Source organism: Thiorhodococcus fuscus (assembly GCF_042682685.1).
Taxonomy (GTDB): domain Bacteria; phylum Pseudomonadota; class Gammaproteobacteria; order Chromatiales; family Chromatiaceae; genus Imhoffiella; species Imhoffiella fuscus.
In genome coordinates this window covers 31784-51647 of sequence record NZ_JBHUHX010000061.1, presented here as the reverse complement: position 1 = coordinate 51647, position 19864 = coordinate 31784, and the positions used below count along the sequence as shown (strand labels likewise).

The 19864-nt window shown below is 64.3% G+C and carries 22 protein-coding genes; 13 read left to right on the top strand and 9 right to left on the bottom strand.

Annotated features, from left to right (window positions below; all coding sequences use genetic code 11):
- The first annotated feature begins 81 nt into the window (after positions 1-81).
- The 3 genes from coaBC to argB all read left to right on the top strand — a co-directional run bounded on the left by coaBC (position 82) and on the right by argB (position 2746).
- Complete coding sequence (gene coaBC / locus ACFSJC_RS19070; protein WP_386028789.1) at positions 82-1293, top strand: bifunctional phosphopantothenoylcysteine decarboxylase/phosphopantothenate--cysteine ligase CoaBC; 1212 nt, start codon at positions 82-84, stop codon at positions 1291-1293.
- Positions 1277-1735 carry a dUTP diphosphatase gene (dut, locus tag ACFSJC_RS19065; protein WP_386028788.1) on the top strand — a complete coding sequence of 153 codons (459 nt, stop codon included), beginning with the start codon at positions 1277-1279 and terminating at the stop codon, positions 1733-1735. Before coaBC ends, dut begins: the two co-directional genes overlap by 17 nt.
- 114 nt (positions 1736-1849) lie before the next feature.
- On the top strand, positions 1850-2746 hold the full coding sequence (gene argB / locus ACFSJC_RS19060; protein WP_386028787.1) for an acetylglutamate kinase: 897 nt from the start codon (positions 1850-1852) through the stop codon (positions 2744-2746).
- A gap of 59 nt (positions 2747-2805) precedes the next feature.
- Here the strand turns inward: argB and ACFSJC_RS19055 are convergent, their stop codons facing one another.
- Together ACFSJC_RS19055 and pyrE are read right to left on the bottom strand one after the other, a co-directional pair.
- A complete protein-coding gene (locus tag ACFSJC_RS19055) occupies positions 2806-3795 on the bottom strand; it encodes a DUF4124 domain-containing protein (protein ID WP_386028786.1) in 990 nt (329 codons plus the stop codon).
- Positions 3796-3817: 22 nt separating this feature from the next.
- Entirely contained in the window at positions 3818-4459 is a 642-nt protein-coding gene (gene pyrE / locus ACFSJC_RS19050; RefSeq protein ID WP_386028785.1) for an orotate phosphoribosyltransferase, read from the bottom strand.
- Between the two features lie 245 nt (positions 4460-4704).
- Between pyrE and ACFSJC_RS19045 the strand changes: the two genes are divergently transcribed.
- Complete coding sequence (locus ACFSJC_RS19045) at positions 4705-5406, top strand: sulfite exporter TauE/SafE family protein (protein ID WP_386028784.1); 702 nt, start codon at positions 4705-4707, stop codon at positions 5404-5406.
- Between the two features lie 10 nt (positions 5407-5416).
- On the opposite strand, the gene ACFSJC_RS19040 is transcribed toward ACFSJC_RS19045, so the two are convergent.
- From ACFSJC_RS19040 to ACFSJC_RS19010, 7 genes are all read right to left on the bottom strand, one after another.
- Complete coding sequence (locus ACFSJC_RS19040; RefSeq protein WP_386028783.1) at positions 5417-5707, bottom strand: DUF167 domain-containing protein; 291 nt, start codon at positions 5705-5707, stop codon at positions 5417-5419.
- Positions 5708-5717: 10 nt separating this feature from the next.
- Positions 5718-6293: a YggT family protein gene (locus ACFSJC_RS19035; RefSeq protein WP_386028782.1), complete on the bottom strand. Its 576-nt coding sequence runs from the start codon at positions 6291-6293 to the stop codon at positions 5718-5720.
- Positions 6290-7120: a pyrroline-5-carboxylate reductase gene (gene proC, locus ACFSJC_RS19030; RefSeq protein ID WP_386028781.1), complete on the bottom strand. Its 831-nt coding sequence runs from the start codon at positions 7118-7120 to the stop codon at positions 6290-6292. Before proC ends, ACFSJC_RS19035 begins: the two co-directional genes overlap by 4 nt.
- A 61-nt stretch (positions 7121-7181) precedes the next feature.
- On the bottom strand, positions 7182-7877 hold the full coding sequence (locus tag ACFSJC_RS19025; RefSeq protein WP_386028780.1) for a YggS family pyridoxal phosphate-dependent enzyme: 696 nt from the start codon (positions 7875-7877) through the stop codon (positions 7182-7184).
- Between the two features lie 31 nt (positions 7878-7908).
- Positions 7909-8532 carry an RdgB/HAM1 family non-canonical purine NTP pyrophosphatase gene (gene rdgB / locus ACFSJC_RS19020; protein WP_386028779.1) on the bottom strand — a complete coding sequence of 208 codons (624 nt, stop codon included), beginning with the start codon at positions 8530-8532 and terminating at the stop codon, positions 7909-7911.
- 27 nt (positions 8533-8559) lie between these two features.
- Complete coding sequence (gene rph, locus ACFSJC_RS19015) at positions 8560-9282, bottom strand: ribonuclease PH (RefSeq protein WP_386028778.1); 723 nt, start codon at positions 9280-9282, stop codon at positions 8560-8562.
- 48 nt (positions 9283-9330) lie between these two features.
- A complete protein-coding gene (locus ACFSJC_RS19010; RefSeq protein WP_386028777.1) occupies positions 9331-10269 on the bottom strand; it encodes a serine/threonine protein kinase in 939 nt (312 codons plus the stop codon).
- Positions 10270-10401: 132 nt separating this feature from the next.
- Between ACFSJC_RS19010 and ACFSJC_RS19005 the strand changes: the two genes are divergently transcribed.
- The 9 genes from ACFSJC_RS19005 (at position 10402) to ACFSJC_RS18965 (ending at position 19852) form a co-directional block, all read left to right on the top strand.
- Positions 10402-11268: a YicC/YloC family endoribonuclease gene (locus tag ACFSJC_RS19005; RefSeq protein WP_386028776.1), complete on the top strand. Its 867-nt coding sequence runs from the start codon at positions 10402-10404 to the stop codon at positions 11266-11268.
- A gap of 23 nt (positions 11269-11291) precedes the next feature.
- Positions 11292-11903, top strand: a complete 612-nt coding sequence (gmk, locus tag ACFSJC_RS19000; RefSeq protein WP_386028775.1) for a guanylate kinase — start codon at positions 11292-11294, stop codon at positions 11901-11903.
- 261 nt (positions 11904-12164) lie between these two features.
- Positions 12165-12467 (top strand): DNA-directed RNA polymerase subunit omega, encoded by a 303-nt coding sequence (gene rpoZ / locus ACFSJC_RS18995; RefSeq protein ID WP_386028774.1) that lies wholly within the window; start codon positions 12165-12167, stop codon positions 12465-12467.
- Positions 12468-12573: 106 nt separating this feature from the next.
- A complete protein-coding gene (locus ACFSJC_RS18990) occupies positions 12574-14808 on the top strand; it encodes a RelA/SpoT family protein (protein ID WP_386028773.1) in 2235 nt (744 codons plus the stop codon).
- A 52-nt stretch (positions 14809-14860) separates the two neighbouring features.
- Positions 14861-15343 carry a DUF2384 domain-containing protein gene (locus tag ACFSJC_RS18985; RefSeq protein ID WP_386028772.1) on the top strand — a complete coding sequence of 161 codons (483 nt, stop codon included), beginning with the start codon at positions 14861-14863 and terminating at the stop codon, positions 15341-15343.
- A gap of 316 nt (positions 15344-15659) precedes the next feature.
- Entirely contained in the window at positions 15660-16814 is a 1155-nt protein-coding gene (locus ACFSJC_RS18980; protein WP_386028771.1) for a 5-(carboxyamino)imidazole ribonucleotide synthase, read from the top strand.
- Positions 16811-17335 carry a 5-(carboxyamino)imidazole ribonucleotide mutase gene (purE, locus tag ACFSJC_RS18975; protein WP_386028770.1) on the top strand — a complete coding sequence of 175 codons (525 nt, stop codon included), beginning with the start codon at positions 16811-16813 and terminating at the stop codon, positions 17333-17335. Before ACFSJC_RS18980 ends, purE begins: the two co-directional genes overlap by 4 nt.
- A 232-nt stretch (positions 17336-17567) precedes the next feature.
- On the top strand, positions 17568-18605 hold the full coding sequence (locus ACFSJC_RS18970) for a type IV pilus twitching motility protein PilT (RefSeq protein ID WP_386028769.1): 1038 nt from the start codon (positions 17568-17570) through the stop codon (positions 18603-18605).
- A gap of 95 nt (positions 18606-18700) precedes the next feature.
- Entirely contained in the window at positions 18701-19852 is a 1152-nt protein-coding gene (locus tag ACFSJC_RS18965; RefSeq protein ID WP_386028768.1) for a PilT/PilU family type 4a pilus ATPase, read from the top strand.
- The last annotated feature ends 12 nt before the right edge of the window (positions 19853-19864 follow it).

Here is a 19864-nt window from a genome sequence, read left to right as displayed (position 1 = left end):
GGTACCGAGTGCCGATGAGGTCGCTTGTCAGCGCGGCGTCCGTCTCGGTCCATAGTCGGCCGCAAGATACACGAATCGCAAATGAACCAGAATAGGATCCGTCGTCTGCTCTTGGGTGTTGGCGGCGGCATCGCCGCCTACAAATCGGTCGATCTCGTCCGGCGTCTCGGTGCCCAGGGCTTCGAGGTGCGGGTGGTCATGACCCCAGCGGCGACCCAGTTCGTGGCGCCCCTGACCTTTCAGGCCGTGTCCGGTCATCCAGTACGCATCGAGACCTTCGACTCCGAGGCCGAGGCGGGGATGGATCACATCGCCCTGGCGCGCTGGGCCGATCTGCTGCTCATCGCTCCGGCTACGGCGGATCTGATGGCGCGGCTCGCAGCCGGTATGGCAAACGATCTGCTCACGACTCTGGCCCTGGCATGCGAGGCCCCGCTGGTGCTCGCGCCGGCCATGAATCAAGCCATGTGGCTCCATCCGGCGACTCAGGACAATCTGCGCCGTCTGGCGGATCGCGGTGCGCGGATCCTGGGGCCCGGCGAGGGTGCGCAGGCCTGCGGCGAGATTGGACCGGGCCGTATGCTGGAACCGGCCGAGATCGTCGCGGCCCTGAGTCCGCCGCAAGCGTCACCGCTCGACGGCGTGCGCGTGCTTCTGACCGCCGGCCCAACCCGCGAGCCGCTGGACCCGGTGCGCTTCCTCGGCAACCGCAGCTCCGGTCGCATGGGCTATGCCCTGGCCGAATCATTGTCCGACCTGGGGGCGCGCGTCGTCCTGGTGAGCGGACCGACCGCCCTGCCAGGTCCGCGTGTCGATGCCTTGGTGCGGGTCGAGACGGCCCTGGAGATGCACGCGGCGGTCATGTCGCGGGTCGCCGACTGCGATCTCTTCGTCGCCACGGCTGCGGTGGCCGACTATCGGCCCGAGCGGGCGGCGGACGGCAAGATCAAGAAATCCTCCGAGGAGCTGACCCTGCGTCTGGTCCGCAATCCGGATATCCTCTCGGAGGTTGCCGCCTCGACGCCGGCACCCTTCACCGTCGGTTTCGCGGCCGAGACCGACCGGGTCTCCGACTATGCGCTCGGCAAGCTGCGCGACAAGAAGCTCGACATGATCGCCGCCAATCTGGTCGGGGCCGAGCGCGGTGGATTCGAGCGCGACGAGAATGCGCTCAGCGTCTATTGGTCTGACGGTTCGCGCGATCTGCCGATGATGGACAAGACCCGACTCGCCGCCGAGCTGGCCGCGCTGATCGCAGAACGCTATCGAGAACGACATGTTGCATCGACTTGAGGTCAAGATCCTCGACCTGCGGCTCGGCCGCGATTTCCCCCTGCCCGCCTATGCGACCGAGGGTTCTGCTGGGCTGGACCTGCGTGCCATGCTGGATGCGCCTCTGGACCTGGCTCCAGGCGCGACCGAGCTGCTGCCGACCGGCATGGCCGTGCACATCGCCGAGCCCGGCGTCGCCGGAATGATTCTGCCCCGCTCGGGTCTGGGGCATCGTCACGGTATCGTTCTGGGCAACCTGGTCGGACTCATCGACTCCGATTATCAGGGGCCGCTCATGGTCTCCTGCTGGAACCGGGGAAAGACGCCCTTTCGGATCGAGGTGGGCGAGCGGATCGCCCAATTCATCCTCGTTCCCGTCCTGAGGGCCGAGCTGGATCTCGTCGAGTCGTTCGAGTCGTCGCGACGCGGCGATGGCGGCTTTGGGCATACGGGTCGGCATTAGGCGATTTCTGTCAATGTCCAGATCAGCCGACTGATCTCGCGGCCCGCCTTCCGTGTCGTACCGACAGTCACATGGCTTGGGAATTTCTAAGTTTTTCCAGAGACACCGAACGCAATGACACTACCTATCGAACGCGCTCAGACCATCGCGCACGTCTTGATCGAGGCCCTACCCTACATCCAGCGGTTCCAGGGCAAGACCATGGTCATCAAGTACGGCGGCAACGCCATGGTGGACGAATCGCTCAAGCAGGGTTTCGCGCGCGACATCGTGCTCATGAAGCTGGTCGGCATCAATCCGGTCATCGTCCACGGTGGGGGGCCTCAGATCGGCTCGCTGCTGAAGCGTCTCGGCAAGGCGAGCGAGTTCGTGCAGGGGATGCGGGTGACCGACTCCGAGACCATGGACGTGGTCGAGATGGTCCTGGGCGGCCTGGTCAACAAGGAGATCGTCAACTTCATCAACCGGCATGGCGGTTCCGCCGTAGGGCTGACGGGGAAGGACGGCGATCTGATCCACGCCCGCAAGCTCCTGCTGAATCGTGGCGCGCCCGAGCTCAAGGCGACGGAGATCGTGGACATCGGGCATGTGGGCGAGGTCCAGAGCATCGATCCCTCGATCATCCACATGCTGGTCAAGAGCAATTTCATTCCGGTCATCGCCCCGATTGGTGTCGGCGAGGACGGCCGTTCCTACAACATCAACGCGGACCTGGTGGCGGGCAAGATCGCCGAGGTGCTTGAGGCGGAGAAACTGCTGCTCCTGACGAATATTCCCGGTCTGTTGGACGCCGAGGGCAATCTGATCTCCGAACTGGAGGTCGGACGCGTTCAGCGCCTGATCGATGACGGAGTGATCAGCGGGGGCATGCTGCCCAAGATTCGCTGCGCGCTGGATGCCATCCAGTCGGGCGTCAAGTCGGCTCACATCATCGATGGCCGGGTCGAGCATGCGGTGATGCTCGACCTCTTCACGGATACGGGTGTCGGTACCCTGATTCGCGCCCGCTAACGCATTGGCGATCCGCCACTCCGAGGGGTGGCGGCCGACGAGCGGGCGAGGAAGTCGCTTCAGTCCTGAGTGACCGCCGCCCGGAATTCCTCCTCTACCGCGTTTGCCGAGGCCTCTATGCAATTCAGACTTCCAGTCTGTTTGTTCTTGCACTGAAGATCGAGATAGAGATGCACGGGGCGGTCGGCTGCCGCTTGGGTCCAGGTCAGGGTGAAGGTCCGCTCCTCCTTGTCGTCTTCTTGGAAGGCGATCAGTAGGCCGGGACCGAGTATCTCGGTCTTGGCCTCCGAGTGCTCGCGAACGTAGGTCATGGCCCGTTCCCAATAGCGGCCGCATTCCGCCATGCCCGTGCAGGCCACTAGATTTTGAACACCGCCATCCGTTTTGCCATCTGTCGATTCGGTCGGTAGCGGCAGACGTCGCAGCTCCAGATACTGTTTCAGGATGCCGCGAAACTCCTGGCGGATGGCGTCCTTCTGACGCTCCAAGTCGATGATCGCCGCATAGTTCGCGCGGATTTTGGATTCGGTCTGGGCGATGTCGTTTTCGAGCTCGGGTGGCAGAGGCTTGCCCGACTGGAGCGCCTCTTTCTTCCGTGTCTCCAGCTTCAGGCGCCGTTCCTGATTGGATCGGATCAGGTCTCGCTTGACCCGAATCAGCGCATCGACCCCGGCGAGCTTGCCGTCTCGGGTCAGCTCGACCTCTTCGGCCGTGCGATAGCGGCTCAGCAATCGTGCGTCCGCCTCCTTGCGGGCGGCGACGCGGCGTTCCTCTTCCTGTTTGAGGCGTTCCGCCTCCTTGGCCTTCTGGAGCTCGGCCTCGGTCGGTGCGGGTGCGACCTCCTCGGTGCGCACACCCTGTTCGGAGAGCTTGGTATGCCCCTGCTTGCTCTCGTCGGCCGGAACCGAATCCGTGTAATGCACCGCGCCGCTGTCGTCGACCCAGCGGTACAGCGAGCCTTGCGCCAGTGCGAGTCCCGAGCAGCAGAGCGCGCCGAGCGCAGGAATCAGCCAGAATCTGCGTGGTGATCTCGCGATCGGAGAGGGCATTCGAATCGGTCCAGGTCGCATATCACACCCCGTAGAGTCGGCGATAATCGCGCATGGCCTCCAGACGGTCTGCGTCGTCCGGAGATGCTTCCAGATAGGTGATGAGATCGGCCAGTGTCAGGATGCTCAGCACCGGGATGTCGAAGGTGTTGCGAACTTCCTCGACAGCCGAACAGGCATTCTGACCGCGTTCCTGACGGTCGAGTGCGATCAGCACGCCCGCAGGCGTGGCGCCAGCCGAGCGGATGATCTCCACCGATTCGCGCACCGAGGTACCGGCGGTGATGACGTCGTCGATGATGAGGATGCGCCCGGCCAGCGGGGTGCCGACGATGAGCCCGCCCTCACCATGGTCCTTCGCCTCCTTGCGATTGAAGGCATAGGGCGTCTCGCGTTGATGCTCGGTGGCCAGAGTCAGGCTGGTAGCGGCGGCGAGCGGAATGCCCTTGTAGGCGGGGCCATAGAGCACGTCAAACGCCAGATCGGACTGCGCGATGCAATGGGCATAGGCGCGCGCCAGTCGAGCCAGGCGCAGACCCGTGTTGAAGAGCCCGGCGTTGAAGAAATAGGGGCTGCGTCGCCCGGACTTGAGCGTGAAATCGCCGAATTTCAGTGCGCCGATCTCGGTGGCGAAATTCAGAAAGTCACGTTGGTATTCAAGCATCCTGTATCTGTCCTGCGCTGATAAGTGGGGTAATTAGGGGGAAAGCGACCAGCTACCAGCTACCAGCTACCAGCTACCAGCTACCAGCTACCAGCTAAGTGTGGGTTGCTTTCCGGCTCTCGGCTGTTCAGCGATCAGTGTGCTGCTCGGGTAGACGAACGCGCAGCGTTCGTCTCTTTTCTGCTGGCAGCTGTAGGCTGTCCGCTTCACTCAAAATGATACGCCCTTCACCAAGGAGGTCTGCCGTGCCGTTCTCATCTCCCATCGAAGTGTACCTCACGGCCTTTGTGGTCGGGCTGTTGGGCGGCGTCCATTGTCTGGCGATGTGCGGCGGTGTGGCAGGCTCGATCACGATGGGATTGGACGCGCGGATTCGTCGTCACCCGCTCCAGATGCTGCCCTATCAGCTCGTCTACAACCTGGGGAGGATCCTCGGCTACGGGGTCGTCGGGGCGCTCTTCGGAGGGGTGGGCTCCCTGCTGCTTCAACTCGATGCCTTGCAGATCGGTCAGCGTCTGCTCTACGGCTTTGCCGGCCTCATGATGGTGCTGCTCGGTCTCTATCTCGGCGGCTGGTGGCGTCTGCTGGAGGTGGCCGAGCGCTTGGGCGGGCGAATTTGGCGTCGTCTGGAGCCGCTCGCGCGTCCGTTGCTGCCGGTGCGGACTCTGCCGCAGGCGCTGGCGGTCGGCTTCGTCTGGGCCTGGATCCCCTGCGGTTTGGTCTACAGCGTGCTGATGACGGCGATGGCGACGGGTGGCGCGCTCGATGGGGCTGGCGTCATGCTGGCCTTCGGGCTCGGGACATTGCCCAACTTGATGGGGATCGCCCTGCTCGCCGGTGCCGCCGCTCGGATCGCCGAGCGTACCTGGGTCCGTCAGGCTGCGGGTCTGCTCGTGATCGGCTTCGGCATCCATGCGCTCTGGGATCTGGCTTCGGGATGGTTCTGAGGCCAGGGGGTCAGGCGGGATCGATCGGGATGGGAAAGCTCCTGGGTTCCTGGATCCGCAGCCGTTTGTAGCGTGCGTGCTCGCCCCCGATGATCTCGATGCGCGAGGGCGCCACGCCGAAGGATTTGGCGACGAAGCGACGCAGGGCCTCGTTGCCCTTGCCGTCCACCGGGGGGGCCTTGATGCGGACCCGATAGTGCTCGCCGCCTGGGTCGGGTCCGTCGAAGGTGTCCTTGGGCGCGCGCGGCTGGACCCTCAGCGAGAGTTCCAGATCCGCGCCGTTCCAGCGATACCAGCCCACGTCCGCGCACTCAGAAGGGGCTCGCCACCAACCAGCGCAGCGGCGGGATCAGCAGCATGTTGAGCAGCACCAGTCCGACCATCACCAGCATCGGGGACAGATCGATGCCGCCGATGGGTTGGATCAGACGCTGCGCCGGGCGCATCACCGGATCGGTGATGCGCTCCAACAGCGCCACCGCCGGATTGTAGGGATCGGGATTGACCCAGCTCAGGATGACCCGGATCAGCACGGCGAACAGGAAGATGTTGATGAACAGCTCGACCACGTTCGGGATGGCCCAGCCGAGGGCGCCGAACGGGGAGCGGTCGAGTCCCAGGAGCAGCGCCAGCAGGCCCAACTCGATGGCGGTCAGCAGCCACACGAGCACCAGCGCAGAGAGGTCCAGTCCGCCATAGCCGGGGATGATGCGGCGTAGCGGACGCAGCACCGGCGAGGTGATCTTGACCACGAACTGCGAGATGGGGTTGTAGAAATCCGCCCGCACCCATTGCAGCAGGAACCGCATGGCGACGACGGCGGTATAGAGCCCGAACAGCGTCTGAACGAGAAAGACGACCGGGTTGAGCAGGTAGGTGTTCGTCATGCGTCCTCCGACAGGGTTCGGGAGAGTTCGATGGCGCGATCGCGGGCTGCCGTTGCGGCCTTGGCGACCAGGGCGTGCAGATCGGCCTCGTTGAAGACGGCCAGGGCGCGCTCGGTCGTGCCTCCGGGCGAGGTGACCTGTTCGCGCAGCCGGGACGGGGGATCGTTGCTTTCCATCGCCATTTTGGCGGCGCCAAGAGCCGTTTGGATGGTGAGCAGACGGGCGGTTTCGGCATCCAATCCGAGCGCGACACCGGCTTCTTCCATCGCCTCCATGAAAAGGAAGAAATAGGCCGGGCCGCTGCCCGAGATGGCGGTGACGGCGTCGATTTTGAACTCTTCGCTGACCCAGCGCACCAGACCGGCCGCGCGCATGATGGTCTCGGCGCGGTTGCGACCCTCCGCGTCGACCTCGGGACTGGCATGCAGCCCGATGGCGCCGGTCTGGACCATCGCCGGCGTGTTGGGCATGGCGCGCACGATCGGCAGCTCGGTGCCGAACCAGCGCTGCATGGCCGATTCGGGTACACCGGCCATAATCGACAGCACCAGGGGACGCGAGTCGGCCAGAACGGGCGCGATATCGGCGCAGACCTTCGCGGCCATCTGTGGCTTGATGCAGAGCACCAGCGTTTCGGCCGCGTCGAGCGCCTCGCGGTTGTCGGCGAAGGTGCGGATTCCGAATCTGGTCTGGAGCCGGTTGCGTTGCTCTGGATTGGGATCGGACACCTGGATGGACTGCGGCGCGTAGCCGTCGGCGATCAGGCCGGCGATCAGGCTGGTGGCCATGTTGCCACCACCGATGAAGGCGATCCTGGCTGTGGACATCTCTACCCCGGATACGTGATATGGCGAAGGCCGGCGCCGCACCCTTGCGGCACCGAGGATTTCAATTATACGGACGTGGCCCGAACACTGCCGTGCCAATGCGGACGTGGGTCGCGCCCTCCAGCACGGCGGCCTCCAAGTCGTCCGACATGCCCATCGAAAGACACTCCAGCCTGCGGTCCGCCGTGGCCAGCGCGTCGCGGAGTGCGCGCAGCGCGCGGAAGGGGATGCGCTGCGCGTCCTCGTCGTCGCTGGGTGCCGGCAGCGTCATGAGCCCGCGCACCCGCAAGCGCGGCAGCGAATCGCAGAGTGCGAGCAGCTCGGACGCCTGTTCTGCCTCGATGCCGGACTTGCTGTCCTCGCCGCTCAGATTGATCTGGAGACAGACATCGAGCGGAGGGGCCTCGGGTGGACGCTGGTCGTTGAGTCGGCGTGCGTGATCCGGGTCGGAGAGACCGTGGACCCAGTCGAAATGGCTTGCGATCTGGCGCGTCTTGTTGGACTGGATGCGGCCGATGAAATGCCATTCGACGTCGAGGTCGGACAGCTCCGTGATCTTATCGAGCGCCTCCTGCAGATAGCTCTCGCCGAAGACCCGCTGGCCGGCCCCGTAGGCGGCGCGGATGGCCTCGGCCGGCTGCTTCTTGCTCACGGCGATGAGGGCGACGCTTTCGGGCGCGCGGCCGGCGCGTTCGCAGGCGGCGCGGAGCCGATCCTGAACCTGGCCGAGTCTGGTTGGGATATCGTCGATCGTCATTGGATGTCGGTTGTCGGTTCGCTGTCTTGCTTCAATCGTCTGTCGATGTGCCTTCCAGGATCCGTTGCAGCGCACGCAGCGCCTGGCCGCGATGGCTGAGCCGGTTCTTGGTCTCCGGATCCAGCTCGGCGGAGCTGCAGCCGTGAGTCGGGACGAAGAAGACGGGGTCGTAGCCGAACCCGTTCTCGCCCCGTGGCGCGGTGAGGATGCGGCCCTCCCAGGTGCCCTGGCAGATGATGGGGGTCGGGTCCTCGGCATGCCGGAGATAGACCAGCAGACACTGGAAGCGCGCGCTGCGTTCCTGCTCGGGACGGCCTTTGAGGTCCGTCAAGAGTTTTTGGAGATTCTCTGCGTCCGATGCGCCTGCCCCGGCATAGCGTGCCGAATAGATCCCAGGCGCGCCCTTGAGTGCGTCCACCTCGATCCCGGAATCGTCCGCGATGGCCGGCAGGCCGCTGTGACGCGCGGCGTTGCGTGCCTTGAGGATGGCGTTCTCGACGAAGGTGAGTCCGGTCTCATCGACCTCGGGGACCCCGTACTCGCCCTGGGGCTGGATGCGGATGCGCGCCCCGGCCAGCAGCTGACCGATCTCGCGGACCTTGCCGACGTTGTTGCTGGCCAGGACGATGGTTTCGTCCCGATGGGATTGGCTCATTCGCTCACTCCTCGCTGGCGGCCTGGATCAGGACGCGAGACCCAGTGCGGCCAGCTGTGCCGCCTGGATCTCGCGGATGCCGGCGGCGCCGATCTCGAGCAGCGCGTCCAGTTCGGCGCGGCTGAAGGGCTGGCCCTCGGCGGTACCCTGGACCTCGATGAATCGCCCCTCCCCGTCCATGACCAGATTCATGTCGGTCTCGGCCGAGCTGTCCTCGGCATAGTCCAGATCCAGCACGGGCGTGCCCTCGAAGATGCCGACCGAGACGGCGGCGATCTGGGCCTGGATGGGATCGGCCGCGAGCTCGCCCTTGGCGCGCAGCTGGTCGATGGCATCGCGCAGCGCGACCCAGGCGCCCGTGATGGAGGCGGTGCGGGTACCGCCGTCGGCCTGGAGCACGTCGCAGTCGAGTGTGATGGTACGTTCGCCGAGCGCGTTGAGGTCCACGGCGGCGCGCAGCGCGCGGCCGATGAGACGCTGGATCTCCAGCGTGCGTCCGCCCTGCTTGCCCCTGGCCGCCTCGCGCGGGGTGCGCTCGCCGGTCGCGCGCGGCAGCATCCCGTACTCGGCGGTGATCCAACCCTTGCCTCGTCCCTTCAGGAAGGGCGGAACCCGCGCCTCGATGCTGGCGGTGCAGAGCACCCGGGTGTCGCCGAACTCGACCAGGACCGAGCCCTCGGCGTGGCGGGTGAAGCCACGGGTGAAGCGGAGCGGTCGCAACTGGTCGGGGCGGCGTTGAGAGGGTCTCATGAGGCGTGTGTCTCCTGTTGGGGGTCTGTGGTTTGTGAGGGAGATGCGTCAGGTTTGACGGCTGTCGCCGCTGAGCTCGGAACTCAGCTCCGTCATGCGGCTGAGTTGGGGGTCGTCGAGATGCGGGGCCAGGACCGCGAGCAGCTCTGCGGCATCCTGAGGACGCTGAGCCGCGTCCATGGATAGGGACCAGTCGACGGCCTCCAACAGAAAACTGGGGTAGCGATCCTTCAACGCCTCCTTGGCGGGGACCACTTTGTCCTCCTTCTGGCGCTCCGGGGCCGGCTGCGGGGTACGTCCCTCCATGCAGGTCCGCATGCTGGCGCCGACTGCGTAGACGTCGGTCCAGGGTCCGACCTGGCCAGCCCTGAAATATTGCTCGACCGGCGAATAACCGGCGGTGATGACCTGCCCGCCGCGCGAGCGCCCTCGGTTGAGCGGATGCACGGCGCCGAGGTCCAGCAGCAGGGGCTGATTGCCGTGGCGCAGATGGATGTTGCCCGGCTTGACGTCCAGGTGCAGCATGGAGCGTCGGTGCAGCAGGGCGAGGGCGTCCAGGATGGGCACGAAGACGTCGAGGAGAAAGGTGGTGCTGAGACCGCCTTTACGCTCGTGCAGGTAGGTGCCGAGATTGCGGCCGCGCTCGTTGGGCATCACCAGATAGCCGGTGTCGTTGGCGAGCAGAAAGGCCAGAACGCGCACGATGTTCGGGTGCTTCAGCGAGGCCAGGGCCTTGACTTCCTGGAAAAACAGCTTCCGCCCATGGTGCAGGTTTTCGGTATAGTCGGGGCTGATGGGCACGATGCGCAGATCCGGATCGCGGCGGGCGATCTTCTTCGGCATGTACTCCTTGATCACCACCTCGTCGCCGTTGTCCTCGTCCGTGGCCAGATAGATGAGGCTGAAGCCACCCTTGGCGATCGGCTTGACCATCCGGTAAGTCCCGACCTGGGTGCCGGAGGGCAATGTTTCTCGTGCGGCTGCCATGATATGCGGATGCAGTTCCGGTTTCGGTCGGACGTTGACTTGATTCAGCCGGTATAATAGACCGATCCTATACGGTCTTTCTGCTGCATTGTGCATTCGCCCCCTCATCGACCCGAAGAGATACCCCTCGACATGATCAAGAGCATGACGGCCTTCGCCCGCGAGTCCCGTACTGGCGACTTCGGTGAATTGACCTGGGAAATCCGTACTGTCAACCACCGGTATCTCGAGCCCCACATCCGTTTGCCCGAGGAGCTGCGCGCGTTGGACGTTGCGGTTCGCACCCGTCTCGGGGCTAGTCTGCAACGCGGCAAGGTGGATTGCTCGCTGCGTTACGCCCCGGCGTCCGGGGCTGTCGGGGCGCTTCGGATCAACATGCCGTTCGTCGAGCAATTGCTGAAGGCGGGGCACGAGGTTGGCGTCATGATCGGGCGCGGTGCCGAGCCTTCGCCGTTCGAGGTGCTGCGTTGGCCGGGCGTTATCCAGGAGCAGGAGGCGGACCTGGACAGTCTGACCTCGGCGGCGATGGAACTCCTGGACGAGGCGATCGCGACCCTGCTCGACACGCGCGAGCGCGAGGGCGCCCGGCTGGAGCAGCTGCTCCGCGACCGCTGCGAGCGGCTGGAGGAATCGGTTCGGCGGGTTCGAGCCCAGATGCCCGAGGTGCTCGCCTCGGTCCGGAACCGTCTGGCCGAGCGTCTGAGCGAGCTGCGGGCCGAGCTGGATCCGATCCGTCTGGAGCAGGAGATCGCGCTCATCGCGGCCAAGCTCGATGTCGATGAGGAGATGGACCGGCTGGAGGCCCATGTAGCCGAGGTTCGCGATGTGCTGACGCGCAAGGAACCGGTCGGACGACGTCTTGATTTCCTGATGCAGGAGCTCAACCGCGAGGCCAATACGCTCGGTTCCAAATCGGCCGATGTCGCGGTCACCCGCGAGGCGGTCGAAATGAAGGTCCTGATCGAGCAGATGCGCGAACAGGTCCAGAACCTGGAATAAGCGTGGCGAAAGACGAGACGGCGATGGCCCAAGGTATTCTCTTTATCGTGTCGGCACCCTCGGGTGCCGGCAAGACCAGCCTGGTCAAGGCGTTGCTTGATCGCGACCAGGCACTGGCCCTGTCCGTTTCCTGCACCACGCGGGCGGCGCGTTCCGGCGAGCGCGATGGGGTTCACTATCATTTTTTGGATCGGGAGCGCTTTCGTCGCGAGATCGCCGAGGGCGCCTTCCTTGAGTATGCCGAGGTGTTCGGCAATCTGTATGGGACGCGCGAGCTGGACGTGCGCGACTGCCTCGACCGGGGCAGGGATCTGGTTCTGGAGATCGATTGGCAGGGCGCGCGCCAGGTTCGGGAGCGTTTTTCGGAGGCGGTCAGCGTCTTCGTGCTGCCGCCTTCGGTCGAGGAGTTGGAGCGCCGTCTGCGCGGTCGGGGTACCGATGCCGACGAGGTGATCGCGCGGCGCATGCGTCAGGCGCGCGATGAGATGCTCCATTACGCGGAGTACGATTATCTGGTCGTCAACGATCGCTTCGAGACCGCGCTCGATGCGATCGCGTCGATCGCCATGGCCGAGCGACTGCGTCTGGGACGCCAGAGGTCGCGGCTGAAGTCGCTGCTGGATCCACTGGATTGAGGCGATTTCTGTCCGCGTTCAGGCCACCTGACGCGTCTCGATGCCTGCCTTTCGCGTCGCTCCGGCAGTCGCCTGACATCCGGTTCGGCGGATTCCCGAAGACGAGGGGATGCCGAGCCGAGACATCGAACGGAACGGGATTGACGGGATCGAAAATAGGAATCCGAACAGCCTGTCGATCCACGCTGGACGTGGCTGGCTCGCGGGGATGATCATCAGCGTGAAACCGCTCCGCACTGAATTTCAACCGAGGAAACGAGAATGGCGAGAATTACGGTCGAGGATTGCCTCAACCATGTGGATAACCGATTCAATCTGGTTTTGCTGGCGACCAAGCGCGCCCGCCAACTGGCCAATGGCGTCGAGTCGACCCTGCCCTGGGAGAACGACAAGCCGACCGTGATGGCCTTGCGCGAGATCGCTGCGGGCAACATCAGCAACGCTATGGTTCAAGAGGCCCAGCGTGAGATGGACGAGACTGCGGCGGCCTTGGAGCAAGCGCTGGCCGAGGAGCTGTCCACCGATGCGGGCGAGTCCGAGGCCCCGCGAGATGCGCAGGGTTGATGCGATTTCGGGCACCATGGCCGAGCGTTCCGCAACGGGCGTTCGGATCGGGGTGCGCGCCCTTGGGCGTGCGTCCTTGAGTTCAGGACCGAAGGGGTAGCTTCAGATGTCGACGGCCGCGATTCCCTCGCCCTTGGAGGTCGAGCCTCGGCCCGACTCGGCGGAGCCCGTGGCCAGGAGCGCGGGGCCAGAATCGCTCGGCGAGGGACGCTATCTGGTCAGCGATCTCTGCGCCTACCTCGAAGGCTATCTGCCCCCCGAGCAGGTTGCCGAATGCTATCGGGCCTATCTGTTCGGCGCCGAGGCCCATGAGGGCCAGAAGCGCAAGTCCGGCGAGCCCTATATCTATCACCCGCTCGCGGTCGCGCGCATCCTGGCCGAGATGCGCATGGACTACAAATGTCTGATCGCGGCCCTGCTGCATGACGTCATCGAGGATACCCAGATCCCCAAGGAGCAGGTCGCGTCCACCTTCGGTGAGGACGTCGCCGAGCTTGTCGACGGGGTGAGCAAGCTCACCCAGATCGACTTCAAGTCGCGGGCGGAGGCCCAGGCGGCCAGCCTGCAGAAGATGTTGCTGGCGATGACCCGCGATATTCGGGTCATCCTCATCAAGCTCGCCGATCGGCTGCACAACATGCGCACCATCGACGCCATGAGCCCCGAGGCATGCCGGCGTATCTCGCGCGAGACCCTCGATATCTTCGCCCCCATCGCCAACCGGCTCGGCATCAATTGGATTCGGGTCGAGCTGGAGGAGCTGGCCTTCGCCCACTACTGGCCGTGGCGTCGGCGCGTCATCCAGCGCGCGGTGCAGAAGACGCACGGATCGCGTCTGGAGATGGTCGAGATTGTCGAGACGACGCTCAAGCGCACGCTGCTCCAAGAGGACATCCATGGCGAGGTCGAGGGTCGGCGCAAGCATCTCTACGGCATCTACCGCAAGATGCGCGACAAGTCGCGCAGCTTCTCCGAGCTGCGCGATGTCTTCGCCTTCCGGGTCACGGTGGATCGGGTCGATACCTGCTACAGGGTGCTAGGGCTGGTGCACAACCTCTACAAGCCGGTGCCTGGGCGCTTTAAGGACTACATCGCCATCCCCAAGGCCAACGGATATCAGTCGCTGCATACGGCATTGGTCGGACCGCAGGGGATCCAGATCGAGATCCAGATCCGCACCGAGGACATGCAGCGGGTCGCCGAGTCCGGGATCGCCGCGCACTGGATGTACAAGAGCGGAGGACAGACCGCCTCCAACCCCGCCACCCTGGCGGCGGACTGGCTGCAGAATCTGTTGGAGATGCAGCGCGAGGCGGGCAACTCGCTCGAATTTCTGGAACACGTCAAGGTCGATCTCTTTCCGGGCGAGGTCTACGTCTTCACTCCCAAGGGCCGTATCCTCTCGCTCAAGCGCGGTGCGACGGTGGTCGATTTCGCCTATGCCATCCACTCGGACGTCGGCAACAGCTGCGTGGCGGCGCGCATCGACCGGCGCATGGCTCCGCTGAACACCACGTTACGCAACGGCCAGACCGTCGAGATCATCCCCGCCCCCGGGGCGCGCCCCAATCCGGGCTGGCTCAATTTCGTGGTGACGGCCAAGGCCAGGGTCAGCATCCGAGGCTATCTCAAGAACATCAAACTGCGTGAGGCGCGCGCCTTCGGCCGCCGTTTGCTGAACGCCGAACTCGTCCTTTACAACGGCGACATGGATCGGATCGACCCCGTTCGTCTTGCCGACTATCTGCGGGATGCCAATCTCAAGGATGTCGATGAGCTCTTTGGAGACATCGGGCTTGGCAACCGTCTGGCCGCGCTCGTGGCTCGGCATCTGGTCGGGGCGGAGGGCGAGGAACCGGTCGGCGAGTCGGCCCCGAGCAAGGACGCGCATCCGCACAGCCTGGCGATCCGAGGCACCGAGGGCATGGTGGTCAGCTTTGCCCGCTGCTGCCGCCCCATACCCGGAGACGACATCACCGCGCTCTTCAGCCCTGGCCGGGGCATCGTGGTGCATCGCACCGAGTGTCGGAACCTCGGCAGTCTCGAAGACAAGAAGGACAAGCTGCTAGAGGTCGAATGGGCGAGCGATCCCGAGGGCGAGTTCTCCACCAAGATCCGCGTCGAGATCGGCAATCGGCGCGGTGCGCTGGCCGTCGTGGCCGGAGCCATCGCCGAGCTGGGTTCCAACATCGAGAACGTCCTGTCGCGCGAGAAGGATGGCATGACCACGGACCTTGAATTCCAGCTTCTGGTCAATAGTCGCGATCATCTCGCGCGTATCATGCGCCGACTGAAATTGGTTCCGCTGGTTACCCGTATCACTCGCGTCACCCGATCCTGATCGGTTGCAACCCGCGTCCGCAGGCGCCACCTCAACCGGATACGCGAAACCCATGGCGCCCTCGGCGCGGGAGTCCTGTCTGGTGGAATGCTCGACCGAACACACGCTCGACGAGCGCCGGCTGTTGACCCGGCGCATCATGGATCTGCTCGACGGCTGGGGACTGTCGGCGAGCGACGTCGCCTCCATTCTGCAGTTGCCCCAATCGATCAAGACGCGACACCTGGGCCGCTTCCGCGACGCGGAGCCCTTTCCGGACGATCCTCGTGTGAATCGCCGGGTCGCCTATCTCGCACGGATCGAGGATGCGCTACTCACCTATTTCCCGCGCAATCCCGAGATGCGGAGTCTGTGGGTCAAGCGTGGAAACACGCGTTTCGGGCGCCGCTCTCCGGTCGCCCTCATGGTCGAGGACGGCGAGAGCGGCATGATCTCGGTGTTGTCCCATCTCGACTGCACCTTCGCCTGGGATCTGACCGGCTCCAGGTCCGATTACGGTAACGACCACGCCGATCGCTCAATCCGGCAGGAATAACCCTGCATAGAGTGCTAAAGTAGGCCCGGCAGTCAGCGCGCCTCCACGGCTTCGCGGCTGCCCGGTCGCGACTCGATCGCGCCACCAGGGCTCGCCGATCGCGACGTCTCGGCCTCCAATCGTCCGAGATCTCGTTTGGAGCAGCAGGATCCTCGCGATTCTTCGTCCGCGCCATGCCACGCCGGAACGACCTCCGGCTGGAACGCACCCGTTTTCCACCAGGGCGATCCGGACCCATCAGGTCGGGACCCTTATCCAATGGCTTCGTTCGGCATCGGGGCTTTCCAATTTTCTTCATAACGCAGATGATTGCGCCATGGACGTATTCCCTTTACCTCTAGCCCGTATCGGCATCATCGGTGGCGGTCAGCTCGGCCGCATGATGGCCAAGGCCGCCAAGCGCCTGGGTTGCACCTGCGTGGTGCTGGATCCGACGCCCGGTTCGCCGGCCAGCCAGGTTGCCGGCCACCAGATCCTCGGCGACTATCACGACCCGTCGAAGCTGCGCGAGCTGGCCGAAATTTGCGATGTCATCACCTTCGACATCGAGGACATCGATACCGAGACCCTCGCCCAACTCGAACAGGAGGGTCACCGATTCCATCCCTCCCCACGGGTGCTGGCGCTGATTCAGGACAAGCTGACTCAGAAGCAGGCGTTCGCCGCCGCCGGCATTCCAACTGCGCCTTTCGTCGAGATTTCGGAGCCGAGCCCCGAGGCATTCGCGGCGTTCGGTTATCCCCTGGTCCAGAAGGCGCGCCGTGGCGGCTACGATGGACGGGGCGTCTCCATCATGAAGGCGCCCGAGGACTATGACGCCCATCTGCCCGTGCCCTCGCTGCTGGAGCGTTTCGTGCCTGCCACGAAGGAGCTGGCCGTGGTCGTCGCCCGCGCGCGGGACGGAGAGTGCCGCTGCTATCCGGTGGTCGAGATGTGTTTCCGCTCCGGCGAGAACGTGCTCGATCTGCTGCTGGCCCCCGCCAATATCCCCACCTCGGTCGCCGAGGCCGCAGTCGATCTCGCCGTGCGGACGGTCGAGATGCTCGACGGCGTGGGCATCTTCGGTGTCGAGCTGTTCCTCACCGAGGCGGGCGAACTTCTGGTCAACGAGGTCGCTCCTCGGACCCACAATTCCGGCCATCACACCATCGAGGCCAACGTCACCGATCAGTTCGAGCAGCATCTGCGTGCCGTCGTGGGTCTGCCTCTCGGGGTGACGGACCAACTCTCTCCGGCGGCTATGATCAATCTGCTGGGCGCGCCCGGTCGTCGTGGGCGCCCCGTCATCAAGGGCATGGCCGAGGCATTGGCCATCCCGGGCGTGTGTTTGCACCTATACGGCAAGGCGACCAGCGCACCCTTTCGCAAGATGGGCCATGTGACGGTTCTAGATCCCGACATCGAGACCGCCAAACGCAAGGCCGAGCGCGTTCGCGACCTGATCGAGATCTCAGCAGAGGATCATCCATGACCCAAACATCTACCCAGCTCCGGCCCAAGGTCGGCATTATCATGGGCAGCGACTCCGACCTTCCGGTCATGCAGGAGGCGGCCGCCATCCTCAAGGAGTTCGGCGTGCCTTACGAGATGACCATCGTCTCGGCCCATCGTACCCCCAAGCGTCTCTACGATTATGCCGAGACCGCCGTCGCGCGCGGATTGCAGGTCATTATCGCCGGCGCGGGCGGTGCGGCCCATCTGCCCGGCATGGCGGCGGCCATCACCCCGCTGCCGGTGATCGGTGTGCCGGTGAAGACCTCGACCCTGTCGGGAGAGGATTCCCTGCTGTCGATCGTGCAGATGCCCGCCGGGGTTCCGGTGGCGACCGTCGCCATCAACGGTTCCAAGAACGCGGGGATCCTCGCGGCCCAGATCATCGGCGCCTCCGATCCCGCGATGTGCGAGCGGGTCGCCAACTACAAACGCGATCTGGAGGCGATGGTGATGGAAAAGGTCGCCCGGCTGGAGACGCAGCAGACCCAGGACGCCTGATGCAGGCTGTCCCGTCCCGCATCCTCGCGCACGATGGCGCTCTGGGACAGCGGGCTCGGGAAATCCGTTTGGGTTTCACCGCGAAGCGCCGGATCTGTGAACTGATACAGGTTTCCGGATCGGCTTGCGGGCCAGGATCCTCAATTGGATGTATCGTTGACGCAATGGCCCCTTCGCTGTCGGTCGAAGTTTTGCCACGTGCCCAAGGGGCTGGCCACTAATGGAGTGACTCGTGGACATCGCCGAACTACTCGCCTTCAGTGTCAAGAACAACGCCTCGGACCTGCATCTGTCGGCCGGCTTGCCTCCGATGATCCGTGTCGATGGGGATATGCGCCGGATCAACGTTCCGGCGCTCGAGCATCGCTCGGTTCACTCGCTTGTCTACGACATCATGAACGACAAGCAGCGCAAGGATTACGAGGAATTCCTGGAGACCGACTTCTCGTTCGAGATCCCCGGCGTGGCGCGTTTCCGTGTCAATGCCTTCAACCAGAAGCGCGGTGCCGGCGCCGTCTTCCGTACCATCCCCTCCAAGGTGCTGACCCTGGAAGACCTCAATGCGCCGTCTTCCTTCAAGGACATCATCAACGTTCCGCGCGGTCTCATTCTGGTCACCGGGCCGACCGGTTCGGGTAAATCGACCACGCTGGCCGCGATGGTCGACCATCTCAACGATCACGAGTATGCGCACATCCTCACCATCGAGGATCCGATCGAATTCGTCCATACCAGCAAGAAGTGCCTGGTCAACCAGCGCGAAATCCATCGCGATACGCTGGGCTTCAGCGAGGCGCTGCGTTCCGCGCTGCGTCAGGACCCGGACATCATCCTGGTCGGCGAGATGCGCGATCTGGAGACCATTCGTCTGGCATTGACCGCCGCCGAGACGGGCCATCTGGTGTTCGGAACGCTGCACACCACTTCGGCGGCCAAGACCATCGACCGTATCATCGACGTCTTCCCGGCGGCCGAGAAGGATATGGTTCGCGCCATGCTCTCGGAGTCGCTGCGGGCGGTCGTTTCGCAGACGCTGATGAAAAAGATCGGTGGCGGTCGAATCGCGGCCCACGAGATCATGATCGGCACGCCCGCGATTCGAAATCTGATCCGCGAGGCCAAGGTCGCACAGATGTATTCGGCCATCCAGACGGGCCAGGCCCACGGCATGCAGACGCTGGATCAGAACCTCAAAGAACTCATTCAGAAGGGGCTCATCTCGCGCAAGGATGCCCGCGCCAAGGCGCAGAACAAGGAAGATTTCGTGTAATCAAGCTCCACTGGTCCTGGTCTGAGCGAGGCGTTCGCATCTGGCGCCTGGCCGAACCGGTCTGGACGCTCTATGACGGGGGATAGAGGATGTCGATGGATCTCAAGCGTGCGTTGGAGCAACTCTTGGGGGCTCTGGTCGAGAAGAAGGGGTCGGACCTCTTCATCACCTCCGGTTGGCCGCCCAGCATCAAGATCGACGGGGCCATCTATCCCGCTGCCAAACAGCCCTTGTCCGCCGATCAGGCGCGCACCATGGTCATGGAGATCATGAACGAGCGTCAGCGCGCCGAGTTCGACGATACCAAGGAGTGTCAATTCGCGCTCGATCGTGCCCCGCTCGGCCGTTTCCGCGTCAGTGCCTTCGTTCAGCGCGATTCGGTGGGAATGGTCCTGCGGCGTATCGAGACCCGTATCCCGACCCTGGAGGAGCTCAAGCTGCCCTCGGTGCTGCGCGATCTGGCCATGACCAAGCGCGGCCTGGTGATCTTCGTTGGCGCGACCGGCACGGGTAAGTCGACCTCGCTGGCGGCCCTGGTCGGTTATCGCAACCGCCACAGCTCGGGACACATCATCACCATCGAGGATCCGATCGAGTACGTGCACGAGCACGACGGCTGCATCATCACCCAGCGCGAGGTCGGGGTGGATACCGAGTCCTTCGAGGTGGCCCTGCGCAACACGCTGCGGCAGGCCCCGGATGTCATCCTGATCGGCGAGGTCCGCACCCGCGAGACCATGGAGTACGCCATCACCTTCGCCGAGACCGGACATCTGGTACTGGCCACGCTCCATGCCAACAACGCCAACCAGGCGCTGGATCGCGTGATCAACTTCTTCCCCGAGGAGTCGCGCAACCAGATGCTGATGGACCTGTCCCTGAACCTCAAGGGAATCGTCGCCCAGCAGTTGGCGCCACGTAAGAGCGGTCAGGGCCGACGCGCGGTGATCGAGGTCCTGCTCAATACACCGCTTGCGGCGGACCTCATCCGCATGGGCGAGGTGCACAAGCTCAAGGACCTGATGAAGCGTTCCGGCGAACAGGGCATGATCACCTTCGACCAGGCCCTCTTCAATCTCTACCAGGAAGGCGAGATCACCTACGAGGACGCGCTACGCTATGCCGATTCGGCCAACGAGGTGCGGCTCATGATCAAGCTCCAGGGTGGAACCGCCCAGCGCGCCGCCACCGACCGCTCGATCGACGGCATCACCCTGGTCGAGGACGAGGATCCGAATCGGATGTGAGCGATAGCCGCC